This is a genomic window from Serratia sp. 3ACOL1 (assembly GCF_003668775.1).
Classification (GTDB): Bacteria; Pseudomonadota; Gammaproteobacteria; order Enterobacterales; family Enterobacteriaceae; genus Chania; species Chania fonticola.
Window position 1 is genome coordinate 1,018,891 of the sequence record NZ_CP033055.1, and the last position, 24,911, is coordinate 1,043,801.

Below are 24,911 nucleotides of genomic sequence, written 5' to 3' on the forward strand. Positions count from 1 at the left end.
TGCTGCACCTGTAAAAACGCCGCGTGAGAACGCGGCGTTGCAATAACTAAGGTTAGGCCGCCTTTTTACGGCGTACAAACTGATAACCGATCCCCAGAATGATAAACCACAGTGGCGTGACGACCAGCGCCTGGCGTGTGTCCTCGCGCAGCGTCAGCAGCACCAGCACGAATGCGAAGAACGCCATGCATACCCAGCACATCAACTTACCGGCAGGCATCTTGTAGATCGATTTCTGGTGCAGTGCCGGGCGCTGCTTACGGTAGACCAGATACGAGCACAGAATGATGGTCCAGACGAACATGAACAGAATGGCCGACACGGTGGTGACCAGCGTGAATACGGTCATGACGTTCGGGATCAGATAGATCAGCACCACGCCGCCCAGCAGGCAGATACAAGAGAAGGTCAGGCCGTTTGCCGGTACCGCACGTTTGGACAGGTTGGCAAAGGATTTAGGCGCATCGCCTTCCTGTGCCAGGCCGAACAGCATACGGCTGGTGGAGAACACGCCGCTGTTGGCGGAAGAGGCGGCAGAGGTCAATACCACGAAGTTGATCACGCTGGCTGCGGCTGGCAGACCAATCAGCACGAACAGCTCGACGAACGGGCTCTTATCGGCCACCACCGAATTCCAAGGCGTTACCGACATGATCACGATCAGCGCGAAGACGTAGAACATGATGATGCGGATAGGGATGGAGTTGATGGCCCGTGGCAGCACTTTTTCCGGATCTTTGGTTTCGGCCGCGGTGGTTCCCACCAGCTCGATACCCACAAAGGCAAACACCGCAATCTGGAAGCCGGCAAAGAAGCCGCTAATGCCTTTAGGGAACATGCCGCCATCATTCCATAAGTGGGAGAAGGAGGCTACGCTGCCGGTTGGGGATTCGAAGTGCATCGCCACCATGACTAGACCGGCGATGATCAGGCCCACTATCGCGACGATTTTGATCATCGCAAACCAGAACTCCATCTCACCGAACATTTTCACCGTTGCCAGGTTCAGGCTGAGCAGCAGCAAGACGCACAGTAAAGAGGCGATCCATTGGGAGAGATCGGGGAACCAAAACTGCGCGTAGGCGGTAATGGCCACCACGTCGGCAATGCCTGTCACCACCCAACAGAACCAGTAAGTCCAACCGGTGAAGAACCCTGCCCAGGGGCCGAGCAGATCGGCGGCAAAGTCGCTAAAAGATTTGTACTGCAGATTGGAGAGCAGCAGTTCGCCCATCGCGCGCATCACGAAGAACAGCATAAAGCCGATGATCATGTACACGAAGATGATGGAAGGCCCGGCCAGGCTGATGGTCTTACCGGAACCCATAAACAAACCTGTACCAATGGCACCGCCGATAGCGATCAGCTGGATATGTCGGTTTGAGAGGTTTCGCCTTAGGTGATCTTCTGATCCGGGCGTGGCGTCCACTGCTATTTTAGAATGATCTACCATCGTATGCTGTCCTGTTTTTACCTGTCATGAGTGGAATGGCGAGCTCTGAAGTGGCTCTTTTTTATCTGTATTAGCCGGTTTTTCCGACAAAAGTTAAGGTAACTCAATATCACCACCTTTGTGCAACATATTTACAACATAATAAGGTGAGATAAAAGCCGATTATTCTTTACTCAGGGGAGGCAAATCGGACGTCTAGGGGGCGGAAGATTACTCTTTACCGCGGCAAATGAACAGTGCCAGCAGTGGTTATCTCATTGATTAAACAGGGGCTTATAAAAATCGCATGAGAAAAACTAATGCTAAAAGGCGATTAAACTAATCCTGATGTCTGTCTGTGCTTGAGGGGCATTAATAGCGGGTTTTGCGCGGGGAGCAGTTGAGTTCTAATCAGTTTATTGCTGCAGCTGGCGCGGCTTGGCAGAGGATCGCCGGGCGTGGAGCGTACATTTGGTTGGTTTTGCGGTTCAAATCACAAAAGTATAAATCATTGGTTGAGTAATGGTGGCCAAAAGGTCGAGAAGCCACCAGCTACACCTGCTGATCACAAAAGCATCATAAATAGGTACAAGCTCCCATTGGCCAGCGGTAAGCTGTGTTCATCACGGTAATACAGAGAGGGGATTGAATATGTACAAGACCATTTTAGTACCGGTAGATCTTGCAGAAGACGTATTGACTGAACATGCGCTCGAACACGTGGAGTATCTGGCCAAAATGTCTGGAGCCAAGGTGCATTTCTTCCATGCCTTGCCGGATGCTTCGGCATTTGTGACCGCCTATTCGTTTGGCATCAAAGAGTTTGAAAATCAGGCTGAAGTGAAGGCGGTGGAGGGGTTGAAGAAGCTCATGGCGGGGATCGATCTGCCGTTGGAGCGTCTTTCTTATACCATCAGCTTCGGTTCGCCGCGTGACGAGGTGCTACAACTTGCTGAAGAAATCTCAGCAGATCTGATCGTGATTGGCTCTCGCCGTCCTAGTGTCAAAACCTACCTGCTCGGCTCGAATGCGGCCGCTATTGTCCGCCACGCCAAGATCTCGGTGATGGTAGTCCGATAATCAGTAGTTAGTCTTCATCAAACCCGGCCCGCACCTTGCGGGCCAATCACCTCCCCCAAAGAAAACGGTGCTTGCCAGCATGCTTGTGCAGATACTGCGCGAAAGGTGAGTTAATTCCTAATCTGTAGAGCTATTTATTCGCGTCACGAACAATAATGGGGTAATAAAAATCCCACAATATTATTAATGATTAAATGGGATTAATCCTATTGTTGTTTTTTCAACTAATGATTAATGCGCTAGAGTGTATGTTGGTTTAGTTAGTGATAGAAAATATTCTGTTACGAAACTTATCATTCAACCGCTAAGGAGGGGTTCTAATTACATCGCCAAGCCGTTATCAGACCCCAAACGGGGGCCTGACGGCGTACGGATTATTGGCGGTAGGCGTGCTTAATCTGCTGAATACTGTTCTTGAAGATTTCAGCCTGATCCGGGTCATCTACCTGAGCGGCAAAACGTTCAAGATTGATGATCACTTTACCGGCATCAGCCTGGCCAATTGCCTTTAATATCAACGTCAAAGTCGCTTTGAGGCAGGCAACTTCGGTGGCCAGCGCTTGCGGGTTTGCAGACGTAGTGAAGTCAACGTTGCTCATTTTATCTCCTGAATTTTAAGGCATAAGCCTGAAGTGAAATGTGAAATGTGGTTTGATGCACAACAACCCGCTGCCGACTCACCCAGGCAGACCCCGTGCCTCATTTAGGGCGCGGAGTATATCACAGCATCGGCGGTTCGTATCGCTGAGGCCGCGTGGTGAGGGCATGATGCCCGTGAGGGCAGGTTGGCAGGGCATTTTTTTGCGCTAGTGGTGTAATTCCTTTGCGTACTCATTTATAGTTAGCGGCGGTTGCGGGCTTTCAGAACGAGTGGATTTTATAAAGTAATACTGGCTTAATTCGACGTGATGAATAACTATTTCATCTGCAAGCTATTGACATTTAAGTCGGTTATTTTCTCTTTAAATGTCACCTTTTTCGCCGTCTACAACGGTTATGTATTCTGAATAAGGGTTTCCCTATAGCGGTTTGTACGTGATTAAAAATGGCGTAATTTTGTTATTTTTTTGTAATTCATATAGTTACGGGTGATAATTGGTAGGGAGGTTATTATCTGGTTTTGTGAAAACAGCGATTATTTTTCCCGCCAGAAGGCGTAAAATGGCGTATCATGGTGGTAATGTATTGAGCCTAATAGGCTTGATGGTTTTTTATCCGCTAACCAGTGCTTTAATCGTAACAAAGGTGGCGCAGGGGTCAACAAACCCGGCCATAGTTAACCGAGAGTAAGTATTAATCTGTATTCATTCTTTGCTGAAAACCAAGTAATATCTGTTTAGATGACAGAGGCTGATTGATTGCGTTACTCCCTTATTTTGGAGAATTTTCCTTGATTAGCGTTCTTCTTGTTGATGACCACGAACTGGTGCGCGCAGGGATACGACGCATTCTTGAAGATATCAAAGGCATTAAAGTTGTTGGCGAAGCACAATGCGGTGAAGATGCCGTAAAATGGTGCCGCGGCAACTCTGTCGATATCGTTTTGATGGATATGAATATGCCGGGTATTGGGGGGCTGGAAGCCACCCGTAAGATTGTGCGTTACACGCCCGATATCAAAGTCATCATGTTGACTATTCATACTGAGAATCCGTTGCCTGCCAAGGTGATGCAGGCGGGTGCGGCTGGCTATCTGAGCAAAGGCGCAGCACCGCAAGAGGTGATTAATGCGATCCGTTCGGTACATGCCGGCCAGCGCTACATCGCTTCGGACATTGCCCAGCAAATGGCATTAAGCCAGTTGGAGCCGCAGGCGGAAAATCCGTTCAGCACCTTGTCGGAGCGTGAATTACAAATTATGTTGATGATCACTAAAGGGAAGAAAGTGAATGAGATCTCAGAGCAGCTGAATCTCAGCCCTAAAACAGTGAATAGTTATCGTTATCGTATGTTCACCAAGCTGAATATCAGCGGGGATGTTGAATTGACCCATCTGGCGATCAGACACGGGTTGTTCAACGCGGAGACATTGTTAAGCAGTGAATGATCGTTTTGATGCACCGGCATTTCTTAAAACCGTAACCAGTCAGCCTGGCGTTTATCGCATGTATGATCTGACGGGGACGGTGATCTATGTGGGTAAAGCCAAGGACCTGAAAAAACGTCTCGCGAGCTATTTTCGCACTCAGGTCAGTAGCCGCAAGACGGAAACACTGGTCAAAAATATCGCGCAAATTGACGTTACTGTTACTCATACGGAAACCGAGGCGCTACTGCTGGAACATAATTATATCAAGCTGTATCAGCCCCGATATAATGTTCTGTTGCGTGACGATAAATCCTATCCGCTGATTTTTTTGAGTGCCGATAGCCACCCACGGCTGACGGTACACCGTGGTGCCAAGCATGCCAAAGGTGAATACTTTGGCCCGTTCCCCAATTCTTACGCCGTGCGTGAAACGCTGGCGCTGCTGCAAAAACTGTTCCCCGTGCGTCAATGCGATAACAGCGTCTACCGCAATCGCTCCCGTCCTTGCCTGCAGTATCAGATTGGCCGTTGTCTGGGGCCATGCGTTGCCGGTTTGGTGAGTGAGGAAGATTACCGCCAGCAAGTAGACTATGTGCGCCTGTTTTTGTCCGGTAAGGATCAGCAGGTATTGCACCAGTTGATTGCGCGGATGGAAAACGCCAGCAAACTGCTCAATTTTGAAGAAGCTGCGCGCATCCGCGATCAGATCCAGGCGGTACGGCGAGTGACAGAAAAGCAGTTTGTCTCAGGAGACAGCGACGATCTGGACGTGATCGGCGTGGCTTTCGATGCAGGTATGGCCTGCGTACACGTGCTGTTTATTCGCCAGGGCAAGGTGTTAGGCAGCCGCAGCTACTTCCCGAAAGTACCGGGTGGTACAGAACTGAGTGAAGTGGTGCAAACCTTTGTGGGCCAGTTCTATTTACAAGGCAGCCAGGCGCGCACTTTGCCAGCCGAGATCCTGCTGGACTTTACGTTACCGGAAAAAGATCTGCTGGCTAGCTCGCTAAGCGAACTGGCTGGCCGCAAGATCCAGATCCAGAGCAAGCCGCGTGGCGACCGAGCCCGCTACTTGAAGCTGGCGCGTACCAACGCCTCGACGGCGCTGGTCACCAAGCTTTCTCAGCAATCGACTATCCATCAGCGGTTGGCGGAACTGGCGAAAACGCTGAACCTGACTGAAATAAACCGGATGGAGTGTTTCGATATCAGCCACACGATGGGGGAGCAGACCGTGGCTTCCTGCGTGGTGTTCGACAGCAACGGTCCATTGCGCTCGGAGTATCGGCGCTACAATATTACCGGTATCACGCCGGGCGATGACTATGCCGCGATGGCGCAAGTGCTGAAACGGCGCTATGGTAAAGCTCTGGAAGAGAGCAAGATCCCGGACGTCATCTTTATTGATGGCGGCAAAGGGCAACTGGGTATGGCGATTGACGTGTTCAATTCGCTGAACGTGACCTGGGACAAGCACAAACCGTTGCTGATCGGTATTGCCAAAGGCAGCGATCGCAAGGCCGGGCTGGAGACGTTGTTCTTCGTCCCTGAGGGGGAGGGGATTTCGCTACCTTCGGACTCGCCGGCACTGCACGTGATCCAGCATATTCGTGATGACTCACACAACCATGCGATCACCGGCCATCGCCAGAAACGGGCGAAAGTCAAAAACACCAGCGCCTTGGAACTGATCGACGGCGTTGGGCCAAAACGGCGTCAGGTGCTGTTGAAGTATATGGGTGGACTTCAACCATTATTGAACGCCAGCGTTGAGGAAATTGCAAAAGTGCCGGGTATTTCACAAGCATTGGCAGAAAAGATCTACAATGCATTGAAACACTGAGGGCAATGTAGCAACATACTCTTAATTTCCACTCCAGCCAGATAGTTACCAGCATTATGCAATTGAATATACCGACTTGGCTTACCCTGTTCCGCGTAGTTTTGATCCCGTTCTTCGTCCTGGCGTTTTATCTGCCGTTCGTCTGGGCTCCGATGCTCTGTGCGGTCATTTTCGTGTTTGCTGCTGTAACCGATTGGTTTGACGGCTTTTTAGCCCGTCGCTGGAAGCAGACAACCCGCTTTGGTGCGTTCCTCGATCCGGTTGCCGATAAGGTGATGGTGGCGGTGGCCCTGGTGCTGGTAGCGGAACATTATCACACCTGGTGGATCACTCTGCCAGCGGCAACCATGATCGCCCGCGAGATCATAATCTCGTCGTTGCGCGAATGGATGGCGGAAATCGGCAAGCGCAGCAGCGTGGCGGTTTCGTGGATTGGCAAGGTGAAAACCATGGCACAGATGATGTCATTGGTTGGCCTGTTGTGGCGGCCAGAGCCTACAGTGGAGTATCTGTCGTTCGGCTTGCTGTACATCGCCGCCGTGCTGACCTTCTGGTCAATGTTCCAATATTTGAACGCGGCACGCCGCGATTTGCTGGAACCTTGATCGAAGCGATGTAAAAATCGGCAAACGAACCCGGTGAGACAACAATTTTATTGACTCACCACGCCAGATAAGTAGAATGCATCGCATCAGACGGCAGCGGTGAGTTGCCAAAAGATTTAAAAAAATCAGCAAGTTCTGATTAATGCGGGAATAGCTCAGTTGGTAGAGCACGACCTTGCCAAGGTCGGGGTCGCGAGTTCGAGTCTCGTTTCCCGCTCCAAATTTAGTAAAGCTGGTGATTACGAGCTTTAGCCTGCAAAGGCAAACAGAATTAAGGCGCGTTAACAAAGCGGTTATGTAGCGGATTGCAAATCCGTCTAGTCCGGTTCGACTCCGGAACGCGCCTCCAATTTTCCCGAGCCCGGGTGGTGAAATCGGTAGACACAAGGGATTTAAAATCCCTCGGCTTATGGCTGTGCGGGTTCAAGTCCCGCCCCGGGTACCAGGAAAATAAACTAAGAATAATCAAAGCAATATGTAGTAATGTCGTACCGCCGAGAGGCGGTTTTTTTGTGCCAAAAATCACCTTTCGCCATATCATTTCGCCATATTCTGGCCGCCGACCACTGGCACAACCGCAATTTTCCGATCATTTTGTGCTTAATGAATAAGGGCGGCACGTATCTCAATAAACCAGATTAATGAAGGTTTTCCCGCAGCCAAATACGCGTGCCTTCTACATCATACGCTTTCGCACCATATCCCTTTACAAGCAGGGGCTCAGGCAGATACTCGTCATATTTATCCAGATACTTTTCCGGAACATCTGCAGCGAGCTCAGATTCTGAAGGCAAGCCCGACAGCAGCATTTCTTTAAGCGCGTGCCGCACTGAGTCTACTGTTGAATCTCCGGTTTCTATAACACCGGCAAAAGAACTGGCTTTAAAGCCGCAACGCATAAGTAAGGCTGTAATTGTATTGACGACTTTATCACCCATCCAGGGGAGCATGTAACAGTGCCGATCGTGGGAAATAAAATGGGCATTTTGCAGGTTATAATGTCGGAAATTGTCACAGCCTTCCGCAAAGAGGCCTCTGGCGGCAGCATCCGCATAGTCTACTCTCTGGTTGCCCACCGCGATGCGGTAATCATTTTCCCTATAAATTGCGAGCATCTCCTGGCGAACAACATCATGAACAGACATGCCCCTACCACTGAACTCTGGCGGCTGGCCGCCTTTGGTCGTCTCAACATAGATAACCTTTTTATCCGCCTCGATTTCTGTCACTCTCCAGCGTCGACCGCCGAAGATAATGTGTTGTTCCGGCAGAAGAGGGGAGTCCACGGGCACGGTGCCAAGGGTTCGGTTTCCCGTAACAATGCGGAACTCTTCTGGCGTATTGAACACGGCATAAAATGTGTAGTGGTTAGTGAGTTTTTCCCCCTCTACCCCGATAACCATTTCTCCACTAGCAAGCTGGGTGAGCAGGCCGCATGTGCCCATATGCTTGAGTAGACATTTGAAATCAGTTAAATCGACGTTACAGAACGGGCCTGTCTGGCATAGTTGTGACCAGAGCTGATCGGCTCTCACCCCGCCCCATTGCGCGGTAATCGCCAGAATCTGGTGCAACAGCGTGGAGTAATGCATCTGACGGATATCAGCCGGTTCAAACCATCGCTGAGAGATCATCAACCTGATCATTGCCATTGACTGAACCAGTTGCAGCCGTAGGTGGTCCACGATGCTGCTGGTTGGAGAAAGCTCGTGTTCAGTGATGAGCATTCTCAGCACTGGCGAAGAGTCGCGCCTCCCTGACCGCCCCATGCGCTGACGCAGGCTGGAGACGGAATGCGGAGGTGTAACCTGTATAACAGACTGCACTTTACCGATATCAATACCCAGCTCAAGTGTCATGGTACAGACAGCTGTTGTGGGTAAATTCCCCCGCTGTAACCGGGTTTCAAGTGTCTCACGTAACTCCCGTGCCAGAGATCCGTGATGGGGAAAGAACTCGTTCGGAACGACTTTTTCTTCGCACATGTCACTCAGCGTTGCCGCAATGCTCTCAGTACGCTTTCGACTGTTTGCAAAAACCAAATGGGAGTCGCCGCGACAGAGTCTGAAAATGTCAGTGCAGACGCGTTCTTCCGCTGAGCTCTGGGGCTTTTCTCCTTTCTTGGCTACCGGCTCCAAGTAGCCTTTGACCTGTACCTGAAGTGTGGTCACGCTATTACTGTCTGTCACCGTTACGCAGGGTAATCGCTTATCCGGGCGTAACAATTCAGGCACCTTCTCCAGATCTCCTAGAGTGGCGCTCAACGCAACGCGGGGAACCGGATTAGCGTGACGCACCAGCACATGATCAATTCTGTTGAGCAGGGAAAGCAGCTGCATGCCACGTTCGGTACCAATAAATGCGTGAAACTCATCAATAACAATGTAGGCTACTGGCGAAAATGCCTGTTTAAGCCAGCCCGATGAGTTTATTAGTAAAGACTCAAGTGACTCTGGCGTGATGAGCAGGATGCCCGCCGGGTTTGCCCGGGCCTTCTTCTTTTTGCTTTGCGGCACATCGCCGTGCCAGGGAGTCACCGGCATATCCAGCTCTTCTCCGAGACTCTCAAGACGGCGATACTGATCGTTAATCAGCGCTTTAAGCGGGCTGATATACACAATACCAAACCCACAGGTGATATCTGCAACCGCTGAACAGGCAGGCAAAAAGAAAGCCTCTGTTTTGCCCGCAGCCGTGGCTGCGCTGATTAGCACGTCGCGATCACCGGCTAATACCGCCGGGATAGCGCTCTCCTGTAGAGGCCTTAAATCAGGCCAGCCCTGCTTATAAACCCACTTACGAACCCGGGGATCAAGGCTTTCGTATGCGCTGCTCATAATCTGAAGTTGGCCAGGTCGTCATCATCATCTTCTTCCTGCACCATAGAGTCACTCATATCGCTGGGGTTGTCATTTTCAATTGCCACATCCGAGATAAGCGACTGCCAGTTCATCGTGTTGTTTTGTTCCAGCACGGCCAGCATGTCCAGAAAGCCTTTGATGGTATTTCTGGGGGTACGGAAATAAGCATCCCCTATGGTTTTACTGCAATGGTTCAGAAAACCGCTGAGTGCGTCATCCGATACCAGGTATTTCTCGGGCTCTCCGCCTGCATAAATATGACGAAGGTTCTTCAGTAAAATATATAATTCCTCCGGGGTGAGACTGGCAAGATGCAGTGTGGGAGAGGAGTAATCAATCACTCCAGAGCGTTGTGCAAAACGGTTTTCCGCCAAGCGCGATTGAAGCGCTTCATAGCTGTAAAGCCCCTTACGCGGATCAAACAGAAACTCGGGCGTGCCTCCGAGAATAAAACCAATACTCTCGGCTGAGCCCTGTAGACAGTCATTTAGGATCCGCAGGAGTTGTTCATAGTTTGCCTTTCTCGCCTGAGTGTTGCTAAGCTTATAGAGATTCACCATCTCGTCGAGGCTGACCAGTAACCCGGCATAGCCTGCCTGACGGACAAACAGGCTCATCAGCTTCAGTGCATCATAGAATGAGGTGTCTGAGATAATGGTGCGGACGTCGAGATCGTTACGGGCATCTGTTTTAGTGGTGTACTCGCCCCTCAACCAACGAATGGCATTGGATTTTAACGTCTCGTTATCCTGTTCATGTCCGCGCCAGAACGCATCGATGACCTTAGCGAAGTCATATCCCCCAACCATGTCTGACAGCGCTGCTAGGCGTTTGTGAATAATTGATGAGACTGGAGTGCTATCCGCATCAGCTTCTTTTCTCGCCTCCGTGACGAACCGCTCCACAACGCTGAGTAACGCGTTGCCATCCGGTTTGTTTCGGGTGGACATGTTTTTCATAAGCTCTGAGTAGAGATTACGTGCCTGCCCTCCCGATGAGTGAATGCGTCTGTCGGGGGATAGGTCGGCACTGACTGTTACCAGCTTTTTCTCCAGTGCAATGGAGCGCACGACGCTCAGAAAAAACGTTTTACCTGATCCGTATTCACCGATGATCAACCTGAAACTCGCACCGCCGTCCGCGATCCGCTCAATATCCTGATGGAGGGCTGTTATCTCTTTCATGCGGCCCACCTGGATGTGCTGAATGCCTATTCTTGGCGTTACACCTGACTTCAGTGACTGAATAATTGCATCGCGCTCTTTGACTCTTATACGTGTTCCAGACATTCACTATCCCTCTAGTTCTTTAGCAATTTCCAGGTCTACCCAGATATCATCATCGGCATCGTCCAGTACCGGCGCATCAGCCACCGTATAAGACCAGTCATTGATAACTTCAAGCGCACCGCCGAGCATCAAATTAAAATGCCCGCACAATTCTGTCGCCTCGTTCCGTGACCACTGGTCTTTCTCAAGCAGCCTGTGGTAAAGCTGGCTGTGTGCACTGTCAAGGCTTTCCTGCGCCCTGATTATGGGAGTTCTCTCATGCAATTCCGATTCGTCCTCGGAGAAAATCGTGCTCAGTAATTTATGGACATCGTCTGTGGCCGATTCATGGCGGGCAAGCACGCGGGCATCCAGAGTGAACTCCGCAGTACCCAGACTCGCTGAAGCAGACGACAGAGGGACAATCTCTGCCGTGGAATGCTGGTGGATGTTGCCGGGCACAGTTGAGGGTTCCAGTCCCAGGCCTGAATAAATCTTCTGTAGCTGTTTGATTTCGGCAGGCTCGGTACTGCCATTCGAGCAGGCTACGCCGACGATGACTTCACCCACAGCTGATTTTTCCGCCGTGCTCAGCAGCGCTATTCTGTTTTTCATTCCCGTCATGTTGGCCGGGGTATGAAGCTGCCACGTTAAATATGCGTATAAGGAGCGTTTTTCATCATCGGTGAAGTCTGAATTATGAGCGATGGCATCATCCAGCACTTTTCGCTCGGCCAGATCAAGACGGTTGTCGGTTAAGGCCACCATCGCCCCTAGCTTGAGCGTCATCACTGCTGAGATAAAGGCAGGAGATGGTGAGAAGCGTGCGCCCTTACTGGCAGCGAATAGAACCAGAGCGCCGTCAGCCTCCGCCTTTACGTGGTGGTAAAACGGGTCAGGTGCCAGGCAGTAGCCCATCTTTAGTGCAAAGGCCTGCATCAGGTCATTCTCTTTTTTATTGAGCTTCGCCGGGCAGACTGCGCCCATATGTGCCCAGAAGTCAGCAATCGAGGTTAACCCCTCATGATACTCAATAACTTCATCAGCCCAGTGTTTGAATGTGCTTAAAATTTTTTCTGTACGTTCATTGATGATTTCAACAGGCAGTAACATAATTGCTGCAGGATCATTTTCTGATGTGCCTTTCCTGCCAAGATAGCGGCTGTAAGCATCCAGTTCGTCCGTACAGATCTCTGCAAGTGTCACAATTTTCTGGATAGGGCCCTTTAATGCACAGGGGTCAGGCAGGTCGGGAACCGGAAGGCGAATGCCGCGTAGACTGGGACTAGCTGGCGTATAATCCAGCCGCAGTCGCGTTTTATTCGGCTTGACAACCATCCCCTCATCGTATTTGAGGGTATAGCGCCGTTTGAAAAGGGCTGCAAATTCCTTAGCACAGCGGCGGGCGGGAGTTCGTAATGCATACTCCGTATGATTTGTTATCCACGTCAGCGCCAGATCGGCTGACACAGGCTCTCCTGCATCCACAACCTTTGCCAATGCCAGTTTAAACTGCATGCCACTGTTGAAACCAGTGTCACTGCCTGCGTCAGCAGCCAGATCAATGTCCGGGCGCAGAATGGACATTGCTTCAAGTAACTGGGATGAGTAGTTTCTAAAGGAGCGGTTCTCAATAAATACCGTCCTTAAACGAAAAATTTCATTAAACAGCGTGCGGAACTCAGTATCTGATGTTTTTTCATCCCGGCTATCAACGAGAGCCCTTCTTTCTAGACCATATAGATAGATAAAAACGTAACCAACAGGGCATGACGCATCACGCCTGTCGCTGGCGAGCCAACTGAGATATGCGCCGCGCGCATCAGCTGAAAGCGAAGAGTAACTCGGCCAGTATCCCAGTGAACTGTCTTCGTAGAAGTAAGGTTTCTGCTGTATCTTCAGCGAGTCATCAATCAATGACGCCTCACTGTCATCGCCATAATAACCGCTTAAGCTCTTCCTGGCGGGCTTCATCCTATGCCCGAAATAGACGTGACCGGAGGTAATTTCTATACCTCCTGCAGTGATCCTCTCACCAGGCTGTACCCATCGAGCTAAAGTACCAGTAATTTTTAAGGGATCGCGACGTGGAGTAGTTGTTATTTGGTATTCGATACTCCGATCATCGCTCAGTGTAAAGGTGGCCAGATTCTCATCTTCACTGTCATCGTTTCGCCCAACAATCTCTTTTTTCTTGTTATGAGCAATCCACACATTAGAGGGGGTTTTCATGGTTTTGGAGGCATACGGTCCCGAAGATTTATTTTTTTCTTTTTGAAAAACAACAGGTAGATGAAATAAATTGCTGCTATGAATATCCATAATTCCATGAACAGTAACCTTAATAGTGACTGATCGCTCACACCGAACGATTGCGAGAGAAAAAAGCAGGTGGATTAATATTAAAATAATACTTCTATATCACGGTGGTTGAAACCAAAATGTTATATTAATTAATTCGGTAATTTTTAGTAGTTAATAATATCAATTAAATAAACTAATCCAGCAGAAAATATTCAAGACTGACTAATGTCAGTGAGGCCCCCTCTCAGTGTGATTGCTGTTATTTTTTTCCAACACGCGACCGGCCGTCACTGGGATTCAGATTCGACAGGACCATATGCTGTCTGGCGAAACTTACCGGTCAACTGAGCAACGCAGACGATTCGACGGGCTGCGAAAGCCAATCTGACGAACAAAGATGCAATCGCTGATGCAGAGCTCTGATGGATATTGGCCAATCTATCTGAATATCTTTCATGAAACCAAAAGTGATGATGAAAAATCTAAATTCACGGTAAGATTTATCTTGTTTAAGGCGGGTTTAAGGAAGGTAAATTCGATGTTAAAACTCTGAGAAGCCATGTGGTGACAAGTTTCCCTGGGCTAGAATAATTTGACAGCAGCATGATTAAGGCGATTGGTGGTAGGCTCCAAGCTTAACGCAGGAGAATTGGTAAAAACGCTTGAGATCATCGCCAAAGTAGAATCGCAAATTGACACAGCTCGGTTCAGCGGGATACTCGATATCTTTATTTGGCGTTAATCACTCCTTTGCTGCCTGCATCATTATCCACCCAGACATCTTCCCCCTTGAGGCGACGATCTCCTTGAATGGTATAAGTGATGGTGCCACTTCTGAACACCAGCGCGCCATCAGATTTCTTTGCTTTGACCTGCTTACCGTTGACCAAGACATGATCCTTGGCATCGATACTGATTGTCGCTACCGTGGCACCCGTCTGTGGGAATGTGGCAACCCACTCACCGGTATATGGGCTGGCACTAGTGTCAGCGGCGGGGGCGGCTCCAAAACCGGCCTTGACATTCTCGGCTTTGGTTTTGTGAATGTCACAGCCTTGGGCCTCGGTCACTTGGGTGCAGCCAGAACGCTCAAGCTGCTGGGCAAATTTTGCGTTGATGGCGTGGGCCGGGGCGATACCAAGTAGGGTAAGTGTCAGCATAACAGCTGCATTTTTTGACATTGTAGTTCCTCCCAAAATGAGCCTATCTATTACCACGGAAACGGACTGGGTATTTCGGTGGCTGAGGGGCATATCTAAATCTAGCACTCAATAGCCCTTAACGCGATTCGACAAGCAACGACGTATTTTCTCAGCTCGTGGGCAAATTCAATCACGCAGCGTTGTGGCTTCTCTATCGTCGATTTATAAATTGAATGGATTCAGCCAGATTTCGTTGCCAGCGGTAACTGGTATGCTACAAGACTCGGCTATTCAATCAGGAGATGGCGATGGAATTTGAAATTGAGATTATTAATCCGGCGAAACATCCAGAGCTAGCGGCCCAGCAGGTGGTTGTAGAGTTGATCCGCGCAGGGAAAATTGACAACTCCTTTAATGGCGCCAAAGCGTTAAACACTTACCAAAACCTGGTGGAAAAGTATAAGGCATTAGCTGCAGATCCCGGTGCTGTTCAAGCTAAGGACAACGCTATAGAGCCTCCTGCCTCGGAAGCCAAGGTGGTTACAACGCCGAGTAAACCTGCAGTGGTTGCGGCAAAAGCAAAAAGCAATGCTGCCAAGCCCTCCGCAGAGACAAAAGCGAGAACCAAGGTATCTGCTCCAGCGGTTAAAGAATCAACCGTTGCTGCAGAAGTCGTTGCCAAGCCAAAGAAAGCCAAACCAAATCCGACTACTGCCAAGAAAAAATAATCCTTCTCTGCGCGGAGGTTCCAACTTTCGCGCAGCTTATTCAAGATTGGGCGCAGCATGCAGCGCCCCTACGCCTTGAGTCGGTTGAAGTTTGCCAGCTCATGCGTGACTCGTTATCAAACGACTATTTCGTAGAGGCTATGCTGATGCCTTCTGGCGGTAGCGGCAGAGCCGTTTTATAGCGCACTTGCTTGAGGGCAAAGCTGGAACGGATGTTGGCTACTCCTGGGATCTTGGTCAGGTGATCCAGAATAAAACGCTCTAGCGCGCGAATATCGGGCACCAATACCCGCAGCAGGTAATCGGCATCGCCCGTCATCAGGTAACACTCCATCACTTCTGGGCGCTGATCAATGGCTTGCTCAAAATTGCTGAGTGCACCTTCCACCTGCTTTTCCAAACTCACCTGAATAAATACGTTCACATGGAGCCCAAGCACCGCCGGTTCCAGCAAGGTGACTTGCCCTCTGATGATGCCCAACTCCTCCATGGCTTTTACACGGTTGAAACAGGGGGTTGGGGACAGATTGACCGAGCGGGCAAGCTCCGCATTGGTGATCCGCGAGTTCGTCTGCATCGAGTTCAGAATGGCGACGTCTGTGCGATCAAGCTTCTTCATATGAGAAAGTTTGTCCTTAAAATGTAATTTATGAGGCTAAAATGACTCATAAAATCCGATTAGATGAACATAATAAGAGAAAATTTCCCCGGTTATCCAGATAAAATTGGCATGTTGAATAAATGGATGAGAAACCGCTGTGGATACTGAGGGTAAATATTTAACCGGCTCGCCAAACGTGTCGAGCTACGCGCCCGATAGCGTGAAAATCAAAGGCGTCCTGCTGTTGGTTGGGGCCATTGTGGTCTGGGGGGCGAACTGGCCGGTGATGAAGGCGGGGCTTTCTCATATGACGCCAATTTGGCTTTCTACCACCCGATTTGTCAGTGGTGCGCTGTGCCTGTTTGCTCTGCAGATATTGACCAAAAAGCTGCGATTCCCGCCACGCAAGGATTGGCCGTTGGTGGCGAGCGTAGGGCTGCTGCAAATGCTGACATTTACCGTGCTCGGTGCCTTTGCCATGACCGAAGTGCCTGCTGGCCGATCCGCAATCCTGGCTTACACCACGCCGCTCTGGGTCACACCTATCGCAGTACTATTTTTCCGTCAGTCACTGTCACGTCGGCAACTGATGGGATCGTTGCTGGGTGGTGTAGGGGTCATTGTGCTGTTCAATCCGTTCACGTTTAACTGGAGCGATAAGGTTCTCATCGTGGCGAACCTGATGTTGCTTACGGCCTCCTTTGCCTGGGCGATGTGCATTTTGCACCTGCGTTATCATAAAGGGGTGTGCAGCGCGTATGAGCTTGCTCCCTGGCAGATGTTGTTGGCAAGCGTACCGTTAGCACTGATGGCTCGGGTCTTCGAAGGGCCGTATACCGGCGATGGCTCGACATCGTTAATTGAAATACTGCTGTTTATGGGGCCGCTGGCGACCGCGTTCTGCTTTGTTGCGGTGAATGCCGCCAGCATGTGGTTGTCGAGCACCAGCATGTCGACGGCGATGCTCGGGGTGCCGGTGATAGGCTTACTGATGTCTGTTGTCTTCCTGGGGGAGCAATTGACTCTCACGCTGGGTATCGGTCTGCTGGTCATTATGTCGGGTATTTTTATTGTGACGGTAAAGCCATCGGCAAGAGGCATTAAGACTCAGTAGGGGTGCTGCATGTTGCGCCCCTAGGTAAACATGGCCAAGTTAGCTTGGTCAGCTTACGTCTGTGAGTTAGGACTGTTCTAATAATTCTCGCCAACCTTTCTCTGCTGGACCGAAAGGGCTATCAACATCAACCCCGTAAGCAATGAGATACCAATGATTAATTTCCAGGCATCCAGGTAGCCATAGCTTTGTATATACGCCCCCATCAAGATATAAGTGGGCATTAGGCCCAGGCTCCTAATGGTGGTCACTATCCCGCTGATGCGTCCACGATGGCTGCGCGGGGAGTTATTGGCTAAATAGATCCCCTCCTTGGTGACGAGCAAGATCTCGCCAATGGTAAGGAAGAACCAGGCAATAAACTGCATGGCAACCAGAGGGGATAGCAGGGTAATGCCATATCCCACTGCTAACGCAAACGCGGAAATGGCCAGGCTTTTAATATCGCAGATGTTGATGGTCATTCTGATAATCAGCGGTGTCATCACCACCACCAAAATGCTCGCGGAGGTCATTAACTGGCCAAACAAGACCGGCCCTTGTTGGCCAAAAATATGGCTAAGGTAGAGCGGGGTAGTCATGGTCATTTGGTTTAACGAAAACCACAGCAGCATACATAACACGCCGAATACCAGCAGCCGAGGCCTTTGCTTGAACACTTGCCATACCGAAGCATCTGTGGCTTCTTCCAGTTCTGAGTGTTCCCGATAGTTTGTTACCCGATTGTCGGTAGGATTGGTTACATACATTAAAACGATGATTACGCCTATCAGGCCAGCGAGGCCATTGCCCCAAAAAATCCAGGCGGTGTAGTGCCAGAAAAGATAGCCAGCCAGAACCGGGCCAACGCCAGAGCCCAGATTGTAGGCAAGATAGCTTAGCGACATCACCGCATTGCGATTGGCAGGGGTAGATAGATCGGCGACAAGGGCATTACTTGCCGGGAGGGCAACACCAAAAAAGAAGTAGCTGACAAAAAGCAACGCGGGTAGTAGGGTATGCCAATCGGTAAAGAAACCGCTCACGACCAAGATTATCGAACCGATGATCTCTCCCCAAATCATCATGTTCTTATGGCCGAAACTATCGGACATCTTGCCGCCGACCAGATTCCCCAAAAGATAGAATGCGGTGACTCCCATCGCCAGGCCGCCTGCTATGGTTGTTGAATAGCCTAGTTTTTGCGTTAGCAGCAGAACCATGAACGGTATGATGAAATTGCCAAGGCCAAGAACAAACCTGGCTAAGGCAATAAAATAGACGTCGTTTGGCAACCCTTGGTACATGGCGACGGGATTGAAAGTTCGGCCGGGCAAGAGCACCCCCTTAATTATTACTGTTGAAGTTAGGGGCGCAGAGCATTGAGGTATCCGAACCTGATAACTGCGTCATTCCTGAAAAGTCATGGCAAATTAGCATGTTCGTGGGGGGAAGCAAACAGAACGAACGAGGCAACGGACAGAATCTTAACCGGTTCGTAATACGCCCATTGAGAGTAATAAAAAGGCCAGAGTCGTTACGCTAACGAGCTCTGGCCTGTTTGTTCAGCGTAGAGAATTAATCCAGTTTTGGATGCTGGTCGATCAGCGTTTGCTTTTTCTTCTCCAAATCGGCGATTTGCTGGCTGATATCTTCGACTTTCTGCTCGATATTATCGTAAGTTTCCTGCAGCAGCTCTTTGGCTTCTGAGCGGTCAGAGGCGGCAGGAGCAGCACCGCGCAGCGGCTTGTTAGCCGTTTCTTTCATATACAGGCCGGTAACCAGACCAATCGCTGCCACTACCATCAGATAATAGGCTGGCATATACAGGTTGCCGGTGGTTTCGACCAGCCAGGCGGCCAGCGTTGGTGTGACACCTGCAATCAGTACCGAGATATTGAATGAAATCGCCAGCGCGCTGTAACGGATGTGCGTTGGGAACATCGCAGGCAGAATGGAGGCCATCACCCCTATAAAGGAGTTGAGCAACACGGCCAGTATCAACAGACCAACAAAAATCAGGCCAATAACGTTACTGTTGATCAAGATAAAGCTAGGGATGGCCAGCAACAGCAGGCCGACGCTACCGCCAATGATGAAGGGTCTACGGCCAATGCGGTCGCTGGTCATGCCGACCAGTGGCTGGACGAACAACATACCTAGCATGATGGCAATGATAATCAGCACGCCGTGGTCTTCGGAATAGTGCAGGTTATGCGACAGGTAGCTTGGCATGTAGGTCAACAGCATGTAGTAGGTCACGTTGGTCGAGATCACGATACCTACGCACACCAGCAGGCTTCTCCAGTGCTTGGTGGCGATCTCTTTGAACGAGGTCTTCGGCGGGTTCTCAATGGCCGCACGATCGTTCTGTTCCATTTTGTCCATATGCTGCTGGAACGCTGGCGTTTCTTCCAAGGCGTGGCGCAGATACAGGCCAATTACACCCAGCGGTGCTGCCAAGAAGAACGGAATACGCCAGCCCCAGTCGAGGAAGTTGGCCTCACCGACGATGCTGGAGATAAGTACCACCACACCAGCCCCTAATACGAAGCCAGCGATGGAGCCAAAGTCGAGCCAACTGCCCATAAATCCGCGTTTACGGTCTGGTGAATACTCGGCCACAAAGATGGCTGCGCCAGAATACTCCCCACCGACGGAGAAGCCCTGTGCCAGTTTGGCCAGCAACAGCAGGATAGGGGCCCAGATGCCAATCGAGGCGTGGGACGGGATCAGGCCGATACAGAAGGTACTGATCGCCATAATAATGATGGTGATGGATAACACTTTCTGGCGGCCGAATTTATCGCCCATGGCACCGAAGAAGACGCCGCCCAAAGGACGTACCAGGAAAGGAACCGAGAAGGTGGCCAGAGCGGCAATCATCTGCACGCCGGGCGTGGCGCCAGGGAAGAACACCTGGCCAAGTGCGTAGGCGACAAAGCCGTAAACACCGAAGTCAAACCATTCCATGGCGTTGCCTAATGCGGCGGCGGTAATGGCTTTCTTTAACTTGCTGTCATCAATAATCGTGATGTCATTAATCTGTAGTGGTTTATGCCTTTTTTTTCTTAGCTTCATAAATCATCCCATGCAAAATTGATCGTCGGCGAGTTCGTCGGCCCGCTCATTTTTATTGGTCAAGATATCAGTCAGGCTAATGTCACCTTTGTTTTGCAGATTGTCCTCGTGGTTTTTTTCTGAGAGTCTCATCACAATAAATAGGGTTTTAAACAAAAAAGGTCATCCTTAGGATTAGTTTTTCTTGTCATATAGCTTAGCGTTATCTGGGATTTGAATCAAATCGAGTAAAAAATGTTATGTTTTTCAGAGGCTTTTACTGCAGGATTATCTGAAGGATGGACCAATTTTCATCAATAAAGGGCGTTAAAAAGTGTTCAGCATGTCTGCGAACACCTGTCTACAATGTCCCCGAACAGTACAGGAATGATACAGGGTTAAGGCCCCCTCACAGAGGTAAGAGCAGGGGGCTGAGCTGCTAGCAGGTCGCCTGGTTAAGGCTTGCCGTCATAACCATCCCAGTAAGTGGCGATAGCATTTTCGAGCAGGATCTCGCGCTGTTTTTTCGGCGAGTCAGCCGTGTAGGATTGATTAAACATCATCGCCTTTTGCTCTGACTCAGGTAAAAAATCAGGGCTGCGGAACCCATTCACTCTTTGCTGTGCCTGTTCGCGGGTCAGTCCATCCTGGCGATCTTTTTTTCCTGCCTGGTAGAACTGCTCGAAGAACGGGATGGCGGTTTTGGCTGACTTCGAGATATTGGTCTGTGTGTTGGGGTCGAAATGCGCATTCGCCAACTGATAAGTGGCATGGCGGGCGTGTCTTTCAACGCTGCTTTGTGAGGCAGTACAAGCGCAAAGTAATAACGTGGCTAACAACGTGATAGAACGATAACGTTTTGATGGCATGTGATGCTCCTTGTTATAGGTATTGAAGGTTCCAGAGGATGTCCCTCTATTCTATCCCAGTAGCAACACATTGAAACCCATCATGATAGCGCAACCCTTGCTACACTTATTACAGGCAGCGTTGCCTGGTGAGTGGAGGTGGATATGTCTGATACCGAACTGCTTCAAGTGCTTTTGCAGCGTATAGAGGCATTGGAAGCCCGTGAACAGGCACTCACTGCGGCCTCCAATGCCTACCAGGCAATCATCACCACCCTATTGGGCAATATGGATAAAACAGCGTGCGACAAGGTGATTTCGATGATCGATCAGGCACATGAAATCGCCTATGTACGCGCTGCGCATCGCTGTGACGAACCGCAGAAACGTAAAATCAAGCAGGCGGATGATGTTGCACAGCGTATGTTTATGGTCGCTCAGGGGCAGGGAAGGGCATCACAGTCACGTTGATCCTATAACAGTTTGCGGCGAATAATGCAGGAATTGATCTACCTCAATAAACTGTCATTGTGATAGCTTGGGCTGAGATTGGTGATAGTCACGATGCGCTGAGGCATTAAGGTATGGCGATGGATACGATTAAGAACATCCTGGTTTCAGAGATAGAACAGATTAACCGGCGGGAAGGGCGTGACGGCAAGCCGCGTTTCAACAGCGAGTTTGCACGTACCCACCGTTGGCTGTGCTTTGCCATGTTCGCTGGCTATTTTGCGGTGATTGCGGTGATGTACCCGGTGCCCTATATGGGGCTGTATTCGTTCCTGGGTTTTACTGCCTTTGTGCTGTTTATGTTTGCCATGCTGCTGATTGAAATCAAACCGGTTTACCGCTTCGAGGACATCGGCGTGCTGGATCTGCGAGTTTGTTACAATGGGGAATGGTACTTTACGCGCGCACTGTCGCCGCAGGCTATCCAGGCGCTGTTGAACGAACCTACGGTGAGCTCGGTGTTGAAAACGCGTATGCAGGAAATCATCGCCAACAAGGGCGAGATTGATTTCTATGACGTTTACGATCTGGCCTATGCCAAAAGGTTAGCCACCCCGTTAGCGCCGCAGGCCGCGCTGAGCTGAATAGGTTGCACCGTTGTCGAGGTTGGCTATAATAGCTGTTGGTCATGAGACTATTCTTAGGAAATAGCGATGAGTGATGATATTTTTGATTTTGACATTGATGATGAATTAGCCAAAGCGGAAAAAAATGCGGCGCAGAAGGCCAGGGAAGTTCCTGAGATTTTCGAGGATGAAGAAGACTGCGAAGGCTGCAAAATCTGATTGAATTGCCAAAAAAACCGCCGCGGCGGTTTTTTTATACCCGCTCGCCAGACATTGCCTCAATCCAGCACAAAACCCCAGACCAGCAGCCCGGCCACGGTGACGAGGCACAGGGCAGAAACGGTCAGCAGCACTTTTCCCAGTAAATCTTTCTCTTGTTGTTTTTGCATCAGGTTACATCATCCAAATAGTATTCGATGGACCAAATCGGCGATACCCAAGTCCAGTAAGGCAACGCTTAAAGCGATGACGGTCAAGGCTGAAAAGAACTTCGCTTTGCTGCTCAAGATCTTATCCGACGGTTGATGTACCGCAAACGGCCCACCTCAACGCTGAGGTGGGCATTAATGACTGTCATTAAGAGTTTTCCGGGCCGGATTAGTTCCCGCAACGGCATGGTTAATGGCGATTAACGGGTTAATCGGTAACGATCTTGACGCCTATCTTGCTGATTTGATTCGCATCCATCTCCGCGATAGTCCAGGTCAATCCATCCCATTCCACCTGATCCCCCACCACGGCTTCGCCCCCGATTAACCGGGTGACAAACTGGCCGAGCGTTTGCTGATCGTCCACGCCTTCTTGCAGATTCAGGCCGTAGACCTGAGAGATATCACTCAGGCGCGCATCGGATTGCAGAATGAAATCGCCGAAGAACCGCTCATCCAGCGTAACCGTAGGCGCCTGGCTGAACAGTTTACCCAACGCAGGCAGATCGTGTTCATGGCCAATAACGCACAGGGTATCGCCCTCCAGCAAGCGGGTGCTGCCGCTCGGGTGTAACAGTTCTTTCCCACGGAACAGCGCGGCAATGTGCGTTCCCGGCGGCATCTTGAGTTCGCGCAGCGCCGCGCCAACGCACCAGTTCTCTGCGCTTAGCTGATAGACAAACTGCTCCCATTGGTTTTCCTGATGAACATCCAGCCCCACGCGGGAAATCGGGGCCAATGCCGGTGGCACCACAACCTTGGCCTTTTTGGCGGCAAAGGACAGCGAAGTGCCCTGCAACAGCAGTGAAACCAACACCACAAAGAACGCGACGTTAAAGAACAGATTGGCATTGGGTAGCCCGGCCATCATCGGAAACACCGCCAGGATCACCGGCACCGCGCCGCGTAACCCCACCCAGGAGATAAACATGCGTTCGCGCAGGTTGAAGTTGCGAAACGGCAGCAGGCCGATAAACACCGAAATCGGGCGGGCAAACAGGATCATCCACAGCGAGAGCAGCAGGGCAGGGATGGCGATAGGCAACAGGTCGTGCGGGTTAAGCAACAGCCCAAGCACTAGGAACATACCGATCTGGCTCAGCCAGGCCAGGCCGTCGAAGGTTTGCACAATGCCGTGGTAGTTACGGATTGGACGGTTACCCAGCAGTAGGCCGCACAGATAGACCGCCAGAATGCCGCTGCCATCCAGAGCGGTAGTCAGGGCAAAGATCAAGATGCCGCCGCTCACCGCCAGCAGCGGATATAACCCTTCCGCCAACTTGATGTGATTGATCAGCGTTATCAGCAACCACCCGCCGCCCAGGCCGAGTACGATACCCATACCGAATTGCTGCAAGAGATGGACGATGAACATCCAGCTTAACGAGGTCTCGCCAGCGGAAATCATGGCAATCAGGGTGATGGTTAAAAACACCGCCATCGGGTCGTTACTGCCGGACTCAATTTCCAGCGTCGCGCTGACACGCTCGTTCAGCCCTTTGCCACCCAACAGTGAAAACACCGCTGCCGCATCGGTCGATCCAATAATGGCACCGATCAGCAGCCCCTGGATCAAATCGAGGTTAAACAGCCAGGCGGCGGCCAGGCCCGTCAGACCTGCGGTGATCAGTACGCCGATGGTGGCCAGTGACAATGCGGGCCATAGCGCGACACGGAAGGAGCTGACGCGGGTACGCATCCCGCCATCGAGCAGGATCACCGCCAGAGCCAGGTTGCTGACCAGATAGGCGACGGGATAGTTATCGAAGGCGATGCCTCCGGGGCCGTCAACACCGGCCAGCATGCCTATCGCCAGAAAGATCACCAGAATGGGAATACCCAGGCGCGAAGAGAAAGAACTGAGCAGAATACTTGCTCCCACCAACACGGCACCGATGATGAACAAGCTATTGATCGTGCTGGCATCCAAAATAATGTTCTCCTGCGAGTTGAGCTGAAAGGGGGGAGGCGCCAAAGCAATGACACCGGGTCATAATAGCCTGTTTTTCCTGTGCAATGCCAAGGCTGATTGCCAAAAAAACGGTGTCATTATGGCTGGTTGCCGCAAAATTTGATGAAAGGAGAGGTGAAATGTGGGTATTGCGGCTTTTGTGCCTATTTATCAGCTCATTGAGGACGGTAGGAAACAGGTTATTGATGAAAAACCATTAACCCCCCAGCAGGAGGCTTAATGGTTTGCAGGCGGGAGGTTAGTGATCGAGTGATTGCAGGGCACGCTTGATTAATTCGGCTGCCAGTTTCCTTTCGGCTTCGGAGATCCCGTCCAGGTTGAGGCTGGAAAGCTCGGTTACCAATACGCTGCGATCTTTGCCGCTGATGGAAGAATCCAGTGCGGACAGCAGTCTACCCAAGATTTTCAGTAGTGTGGCGTTTTCTGCTACGGCTTCGGTTGCCGCGGTCGGTTTATCGGTCATTAAAAATCCTCTCTGTCGTGACGGAAGGGAAATGTTACCGGCGCACGCGATGGTGATGCGCCATCCCTTAGGGTTCGT

General features: G+C 50.6%; 20 protein-coding genes, 3 tRNA genes and 1 pseudogene. 12 read left to right on the forward strand and 12 right to left on the reverse strand.

What is annotated here, in order from left to right; all coding sequences use genetic code 11:
• Window positions 1-52: 52 nt before the first annotated feature.
• Window positions 53-1,453 (reverse strand): D-serine/D-alanine/glycine transporter, encoded by a 1,401-nt coding sequence (gene cycA / locus D9980_RS04650; protein ID WP_024486730.1) that lies wholly within the window; start codon window positions 1,451-1,453, stop codon window positions 53-55.
• 630 nt (window positions 1,454-2,083) lie between these two features.
• Between cycA and D9980_RS04655 the strand changes: the two genes are divergently transcribed.
• The gene (locus D9980_RS04655; protein WP_021178353.1) at window positions 2,084-2,512 is read left to right on the forward strand and encodes a universal stress protein; all 429 of its coding nucleotides are present in this window, start codon (window positions 2,084-2,086) and stop codon (window positions 2,510-2,512) included.
• Between the two features lie 374 nt (window positions 2,513-2,886).
• On the opposite strand, the gene D9980_RS04660 is transcribed toward D9980_RS04655, so the two are convergent.
• Complete coding sequence (locus tag D9980_RS04660; RefSeq protein WP_021178352.1) at window positions 2,887-3,111, reverse strand: DUF2594 family protein; 225 nt, start codon at window positions 3,109-3,111, stop codon at window positions 2,887-2,889.
• Window positions 3,112-3,902: 791 nt separating this feature from the next.
• On the opposite strand from D9980_RS04660, the gene uvrY reads away from it, so the two are divergent.
• The 6 genes from uvrY to D9980_RS04690 all read left to right on the forward strand — a co-directional run bounded on the left by uvrY (window position 3,903) and on the right by D9980_RS04690 (window position 7,434).
• Window positions 3,903-4,559 carry a UvrY/SirA/GacA family response regulator transcription factor gene (gene uvrY / locus D9980_RS04665; RefSeq protein ID WP_024485703.1) on the forward strand — a complete coding sequence of 219 codons (657 nt, stop codon included), beginning with the start codon at window positions 3,903-3,905 and terminating at the stop codon, window positions 4,557-4,559.
• Window positions 4,552-6,384, forward strand: a complete 1,833-nt coding sequence (gene uvrC, locus D9980_RS04670) for an excinuclease ABC subunit UvrC (protein ID WP_021178350.1) — start codon at window positions 4,552-4,554, stop codon at window positions 6,382-6,384. The genes uvrY and uvrC overlap by 8 nt, the downstream gene beginning before the upstream one ends.
• 56 nt (window positions 6,385-6,440) lie before the next feature.
• A complete protein-coding gene (pgsA, locus tag D9980_RS04675) occupies window positions 6,441-6,989 on the forward strand; it encodes a CDP-diacylglycerol--glycerol-3-phosphate 3-phosphatidyltransferase (protein WP_021804755.1) in 549 nt (182 codons plus the stop codon).
• A gap of 144 nt (window positions 6,990-7,133) precedes the next feature.
• Window positions 7,134-7,209, forward strand: a tRNA-Gly gene (locus tag D9980_RS04680).
• Between the two features lie 55 nt (window positions 7,210-7,264).
• Window positions 7,265-7,338: transfer RNA gene (locus tag D9980_RS04685), tRNA-Cys, on the forward strand.
• A gap of 10 nt (window positions 7,339-7,348) precedes the next feature.
• Window positions 7,349-7,434, forward strand: a tRNA-Leu gene (locus D9980_RS04690).
• Between the two features lie 193 nt (window positions 7,435-7,627).
• Here the strand turns inward: D9980_RS04690 and D9980_RS04695 are convergent.
• The 4 genes and pseudogenes from D9980_RS04695 to D9980_RS04710 all read right to left on the reverse strand — a co-directional run bounded on the left by D9980_RS04695 (window position 7,628) and on the right by D9980_RS04710 (window position 14,603).
• Window positions 7,628-9,826 carry a DEAD/DEAH box helicase gene (locus tag D9980_RS04695; RefSeq protein ID WP_121606559.1) on the reverse strand — a complete coding sequence of 733 codons (2,199 nt, stop codon included), beginning with the start codon at window positions 9,824-9,826 and terminating at the stop codon, window positions 7,628-7,630.
• Window positions 9,823-11,139, reverse strand: coding sequence for an ATP-binding protein (locus tag D9980_RS04700; RefSeq protein ID WP_121606560.1), 1,317 nt, complete (start codon window positions 11,137-11,139; stop codon window positions 9,823-9,825). Before D9980_RS04700 ends, D9980_RS04695 begins: the two co-directional genes overlap by 4 nt.
• 3 nt (window positions 11,140-11,142) lie before the next feature.
• Window positions 11,143-13,448 (reverse strand): annotated as a pseudogene (locus D9980_RS04705) (TerB N-terminal domain-containing protein).
• Window positions 13,449-14,150: 702 nt separating this feature from the next.
• Window positions 14,151-14,603: a hypothetical protein gene (locus D9980_RS04710; protein ID WP_121606561.1), complete on the reverse strand. Its 453-nt coding sequence runs from the start codon at window positions 14,601-14,603 to the stop codon at window positions 14,151-14,153.
• Window positions 14,604-14,872: 269 nt separating this feature from the next.
• On the opposite strand from D9980_RS04710, the gene D9980_RS04715 reads away from it, so the two are divergent.
• Window positions 14,873-15,292, forward strand: coding sequence for a hypothetical protein (locus tag D9980_RS04715; protein ID WP_121606562.1), 420 nt, complete (start codon window positions 14,873-14,875; stop codon window positions 15,290-15,292).
• Window positions 15,293-15,416: 124 nt separating this feature from the next.
• On the opposite strand, the gene D9980_RS04720 is transcribed toward D9980_RS04715, so the two are convergent.
• The gene (locus tag D9980_RS04720) at window positions 15,417-15,911 is read right to left on the reverse strand and encodes an Lrp/AsnC family transcriptional regulator (protein WP_121606563.1); all 495 of its coding nucleotides are present in this window, start codon (window positions 15,909-15,911) and stop codon (window positions 15,417-15,419) included.
• A gap of 139 nt (window positions 15,912-16,050) precedes the next feature.
• Here D9980_RS04720 and D9980_RS04725 point away from each other — a divergent pair, with 139 nt between their 5' ends.
• Complete coding sequence (locus D9980_RS04725) at window positions 16,051-17,007, forward strand: DMT family transporter (protein WP_238393684.1); 957 nt, start codon at window positions 16,051-16,053, stop codon at window positions 17,005-17,007.
• 77 nt (window positions 17,008-17,084) lie between these two features.
• Here the strand turns inward: D9980_RS04725 and D9980_RS04730 are convergent, their stop codons facing one another.
• From D9980_RS04730 to D9980_RS04740, 3 genes are all read right to left on the reverse strand, one after another.
• Window positions 17,085-18,323, reverse strand: a complete 1,239-nt coding sequence (locus tag D9980_RS04730) for an MFS transporter (RefSeq protein ID WP_238393685.1) — start codon at window positions 18,321-18,323, stop codon at window positions 17,085-17,087.
• A gap of 241 nt (window positions 18,324-18,564) precedes the next feature.
• Window positions 18,565-20,067, reverse strand: a complete 1,503-nt coding sequence (gene proP / locus D9980_RS04735) for a glycine betaine/L-proline transporter ProP (RefSeq protein WP_024485695.1) — start codon at window positions 20,065-20,067, stop codon at window positions 18,565-18,567.
• Between the two features lie 434 nt (window positions 20,068-20,501).
• The gene (locus D9980_RS04740; RefSeq protein WP_121606565.1) at window positions 20,502-20,915 is read right to left on the reverse strand and encodes an Exc2 family lipoprotein; all 414 of its coding nucleotides are present in this window, start codon (window positions 20,913-20,915) and stop codon (window positions 20,502-20,504) included.
• 144 nt (window positions 20,916-21,059) lie between these two features.
• Here D9980_RS04740 and D9980_RS04745 point away from each other — a divergent pair, with 144 nt between their 5' ends.
• The 3 genes from D9980_RS04745 (at window position 21,060) to D9980_RS27160 (ending at window position 22,189) form a co-directional block, all read left to right on the forward strand.
• Window positions 21,060-21,365: a hypothetical protein gene (locus D9980_RS04745; protein WP_071680533.1), complete on the forward strand. Its 306-nt coding sequence runs from the start codon at window positions 21,060-21,062 to the stop codon at window positions 21,363-21,365.
• Between the two features lie 119 nt (window positions 21,366-21,484).
• On the forward strand, window positions 21,485-21,988 hold the full coding sequence (locus tag D9980_RS04750; RefSeq protein ID WP_121606566.1) for a YlaC family protein: 504 nt from the start codon (window positions 21,485-21,487) through the stop codon (window positions 21,986-21,988).
• Window positions 21,989-22,057: 69 nt separating this feature from the next.
• Window positions 22,058-22,189 (forward strand): hypothetical protein, encoded by a 132-nt coding sequence (locus D9980_RS27160; RefSeq protein WP_255417739.1) that lies wholly within the window; start codon window positions 22,058-22,060, stop codon window positions 22,187-22,189.
• A gap of 417 nt (window positions 22,190-22,606) precedes the next feature.
• Here the strand turns inward: D9980_RS27160 and D9980_RS04755 are convergent, their stop codons facing one another.
• Entirely contained in the window at window positions 22,607-24,328 is a 1,722-nt protein-coding gene (locus D9980_RS04755; protein ID WP_024485690.1) for a potassium/proton antiporter, read from the reverse strand.
• A gap of 280 nt (window positions 24,329-24,608) precedes the next feature.
• Complete coding sequence (locus tag D9980_RS04760; protein WP_021178338.1) at window positions 24,609-24,833, reverse strand: hypothetical protein; 225 nt, start codon at window positions 24,831-24,833, stop codon at window positions 24,609-24,611.
• Window positions 24,834-24,911 lie beyond the last annotated feature (78 nt).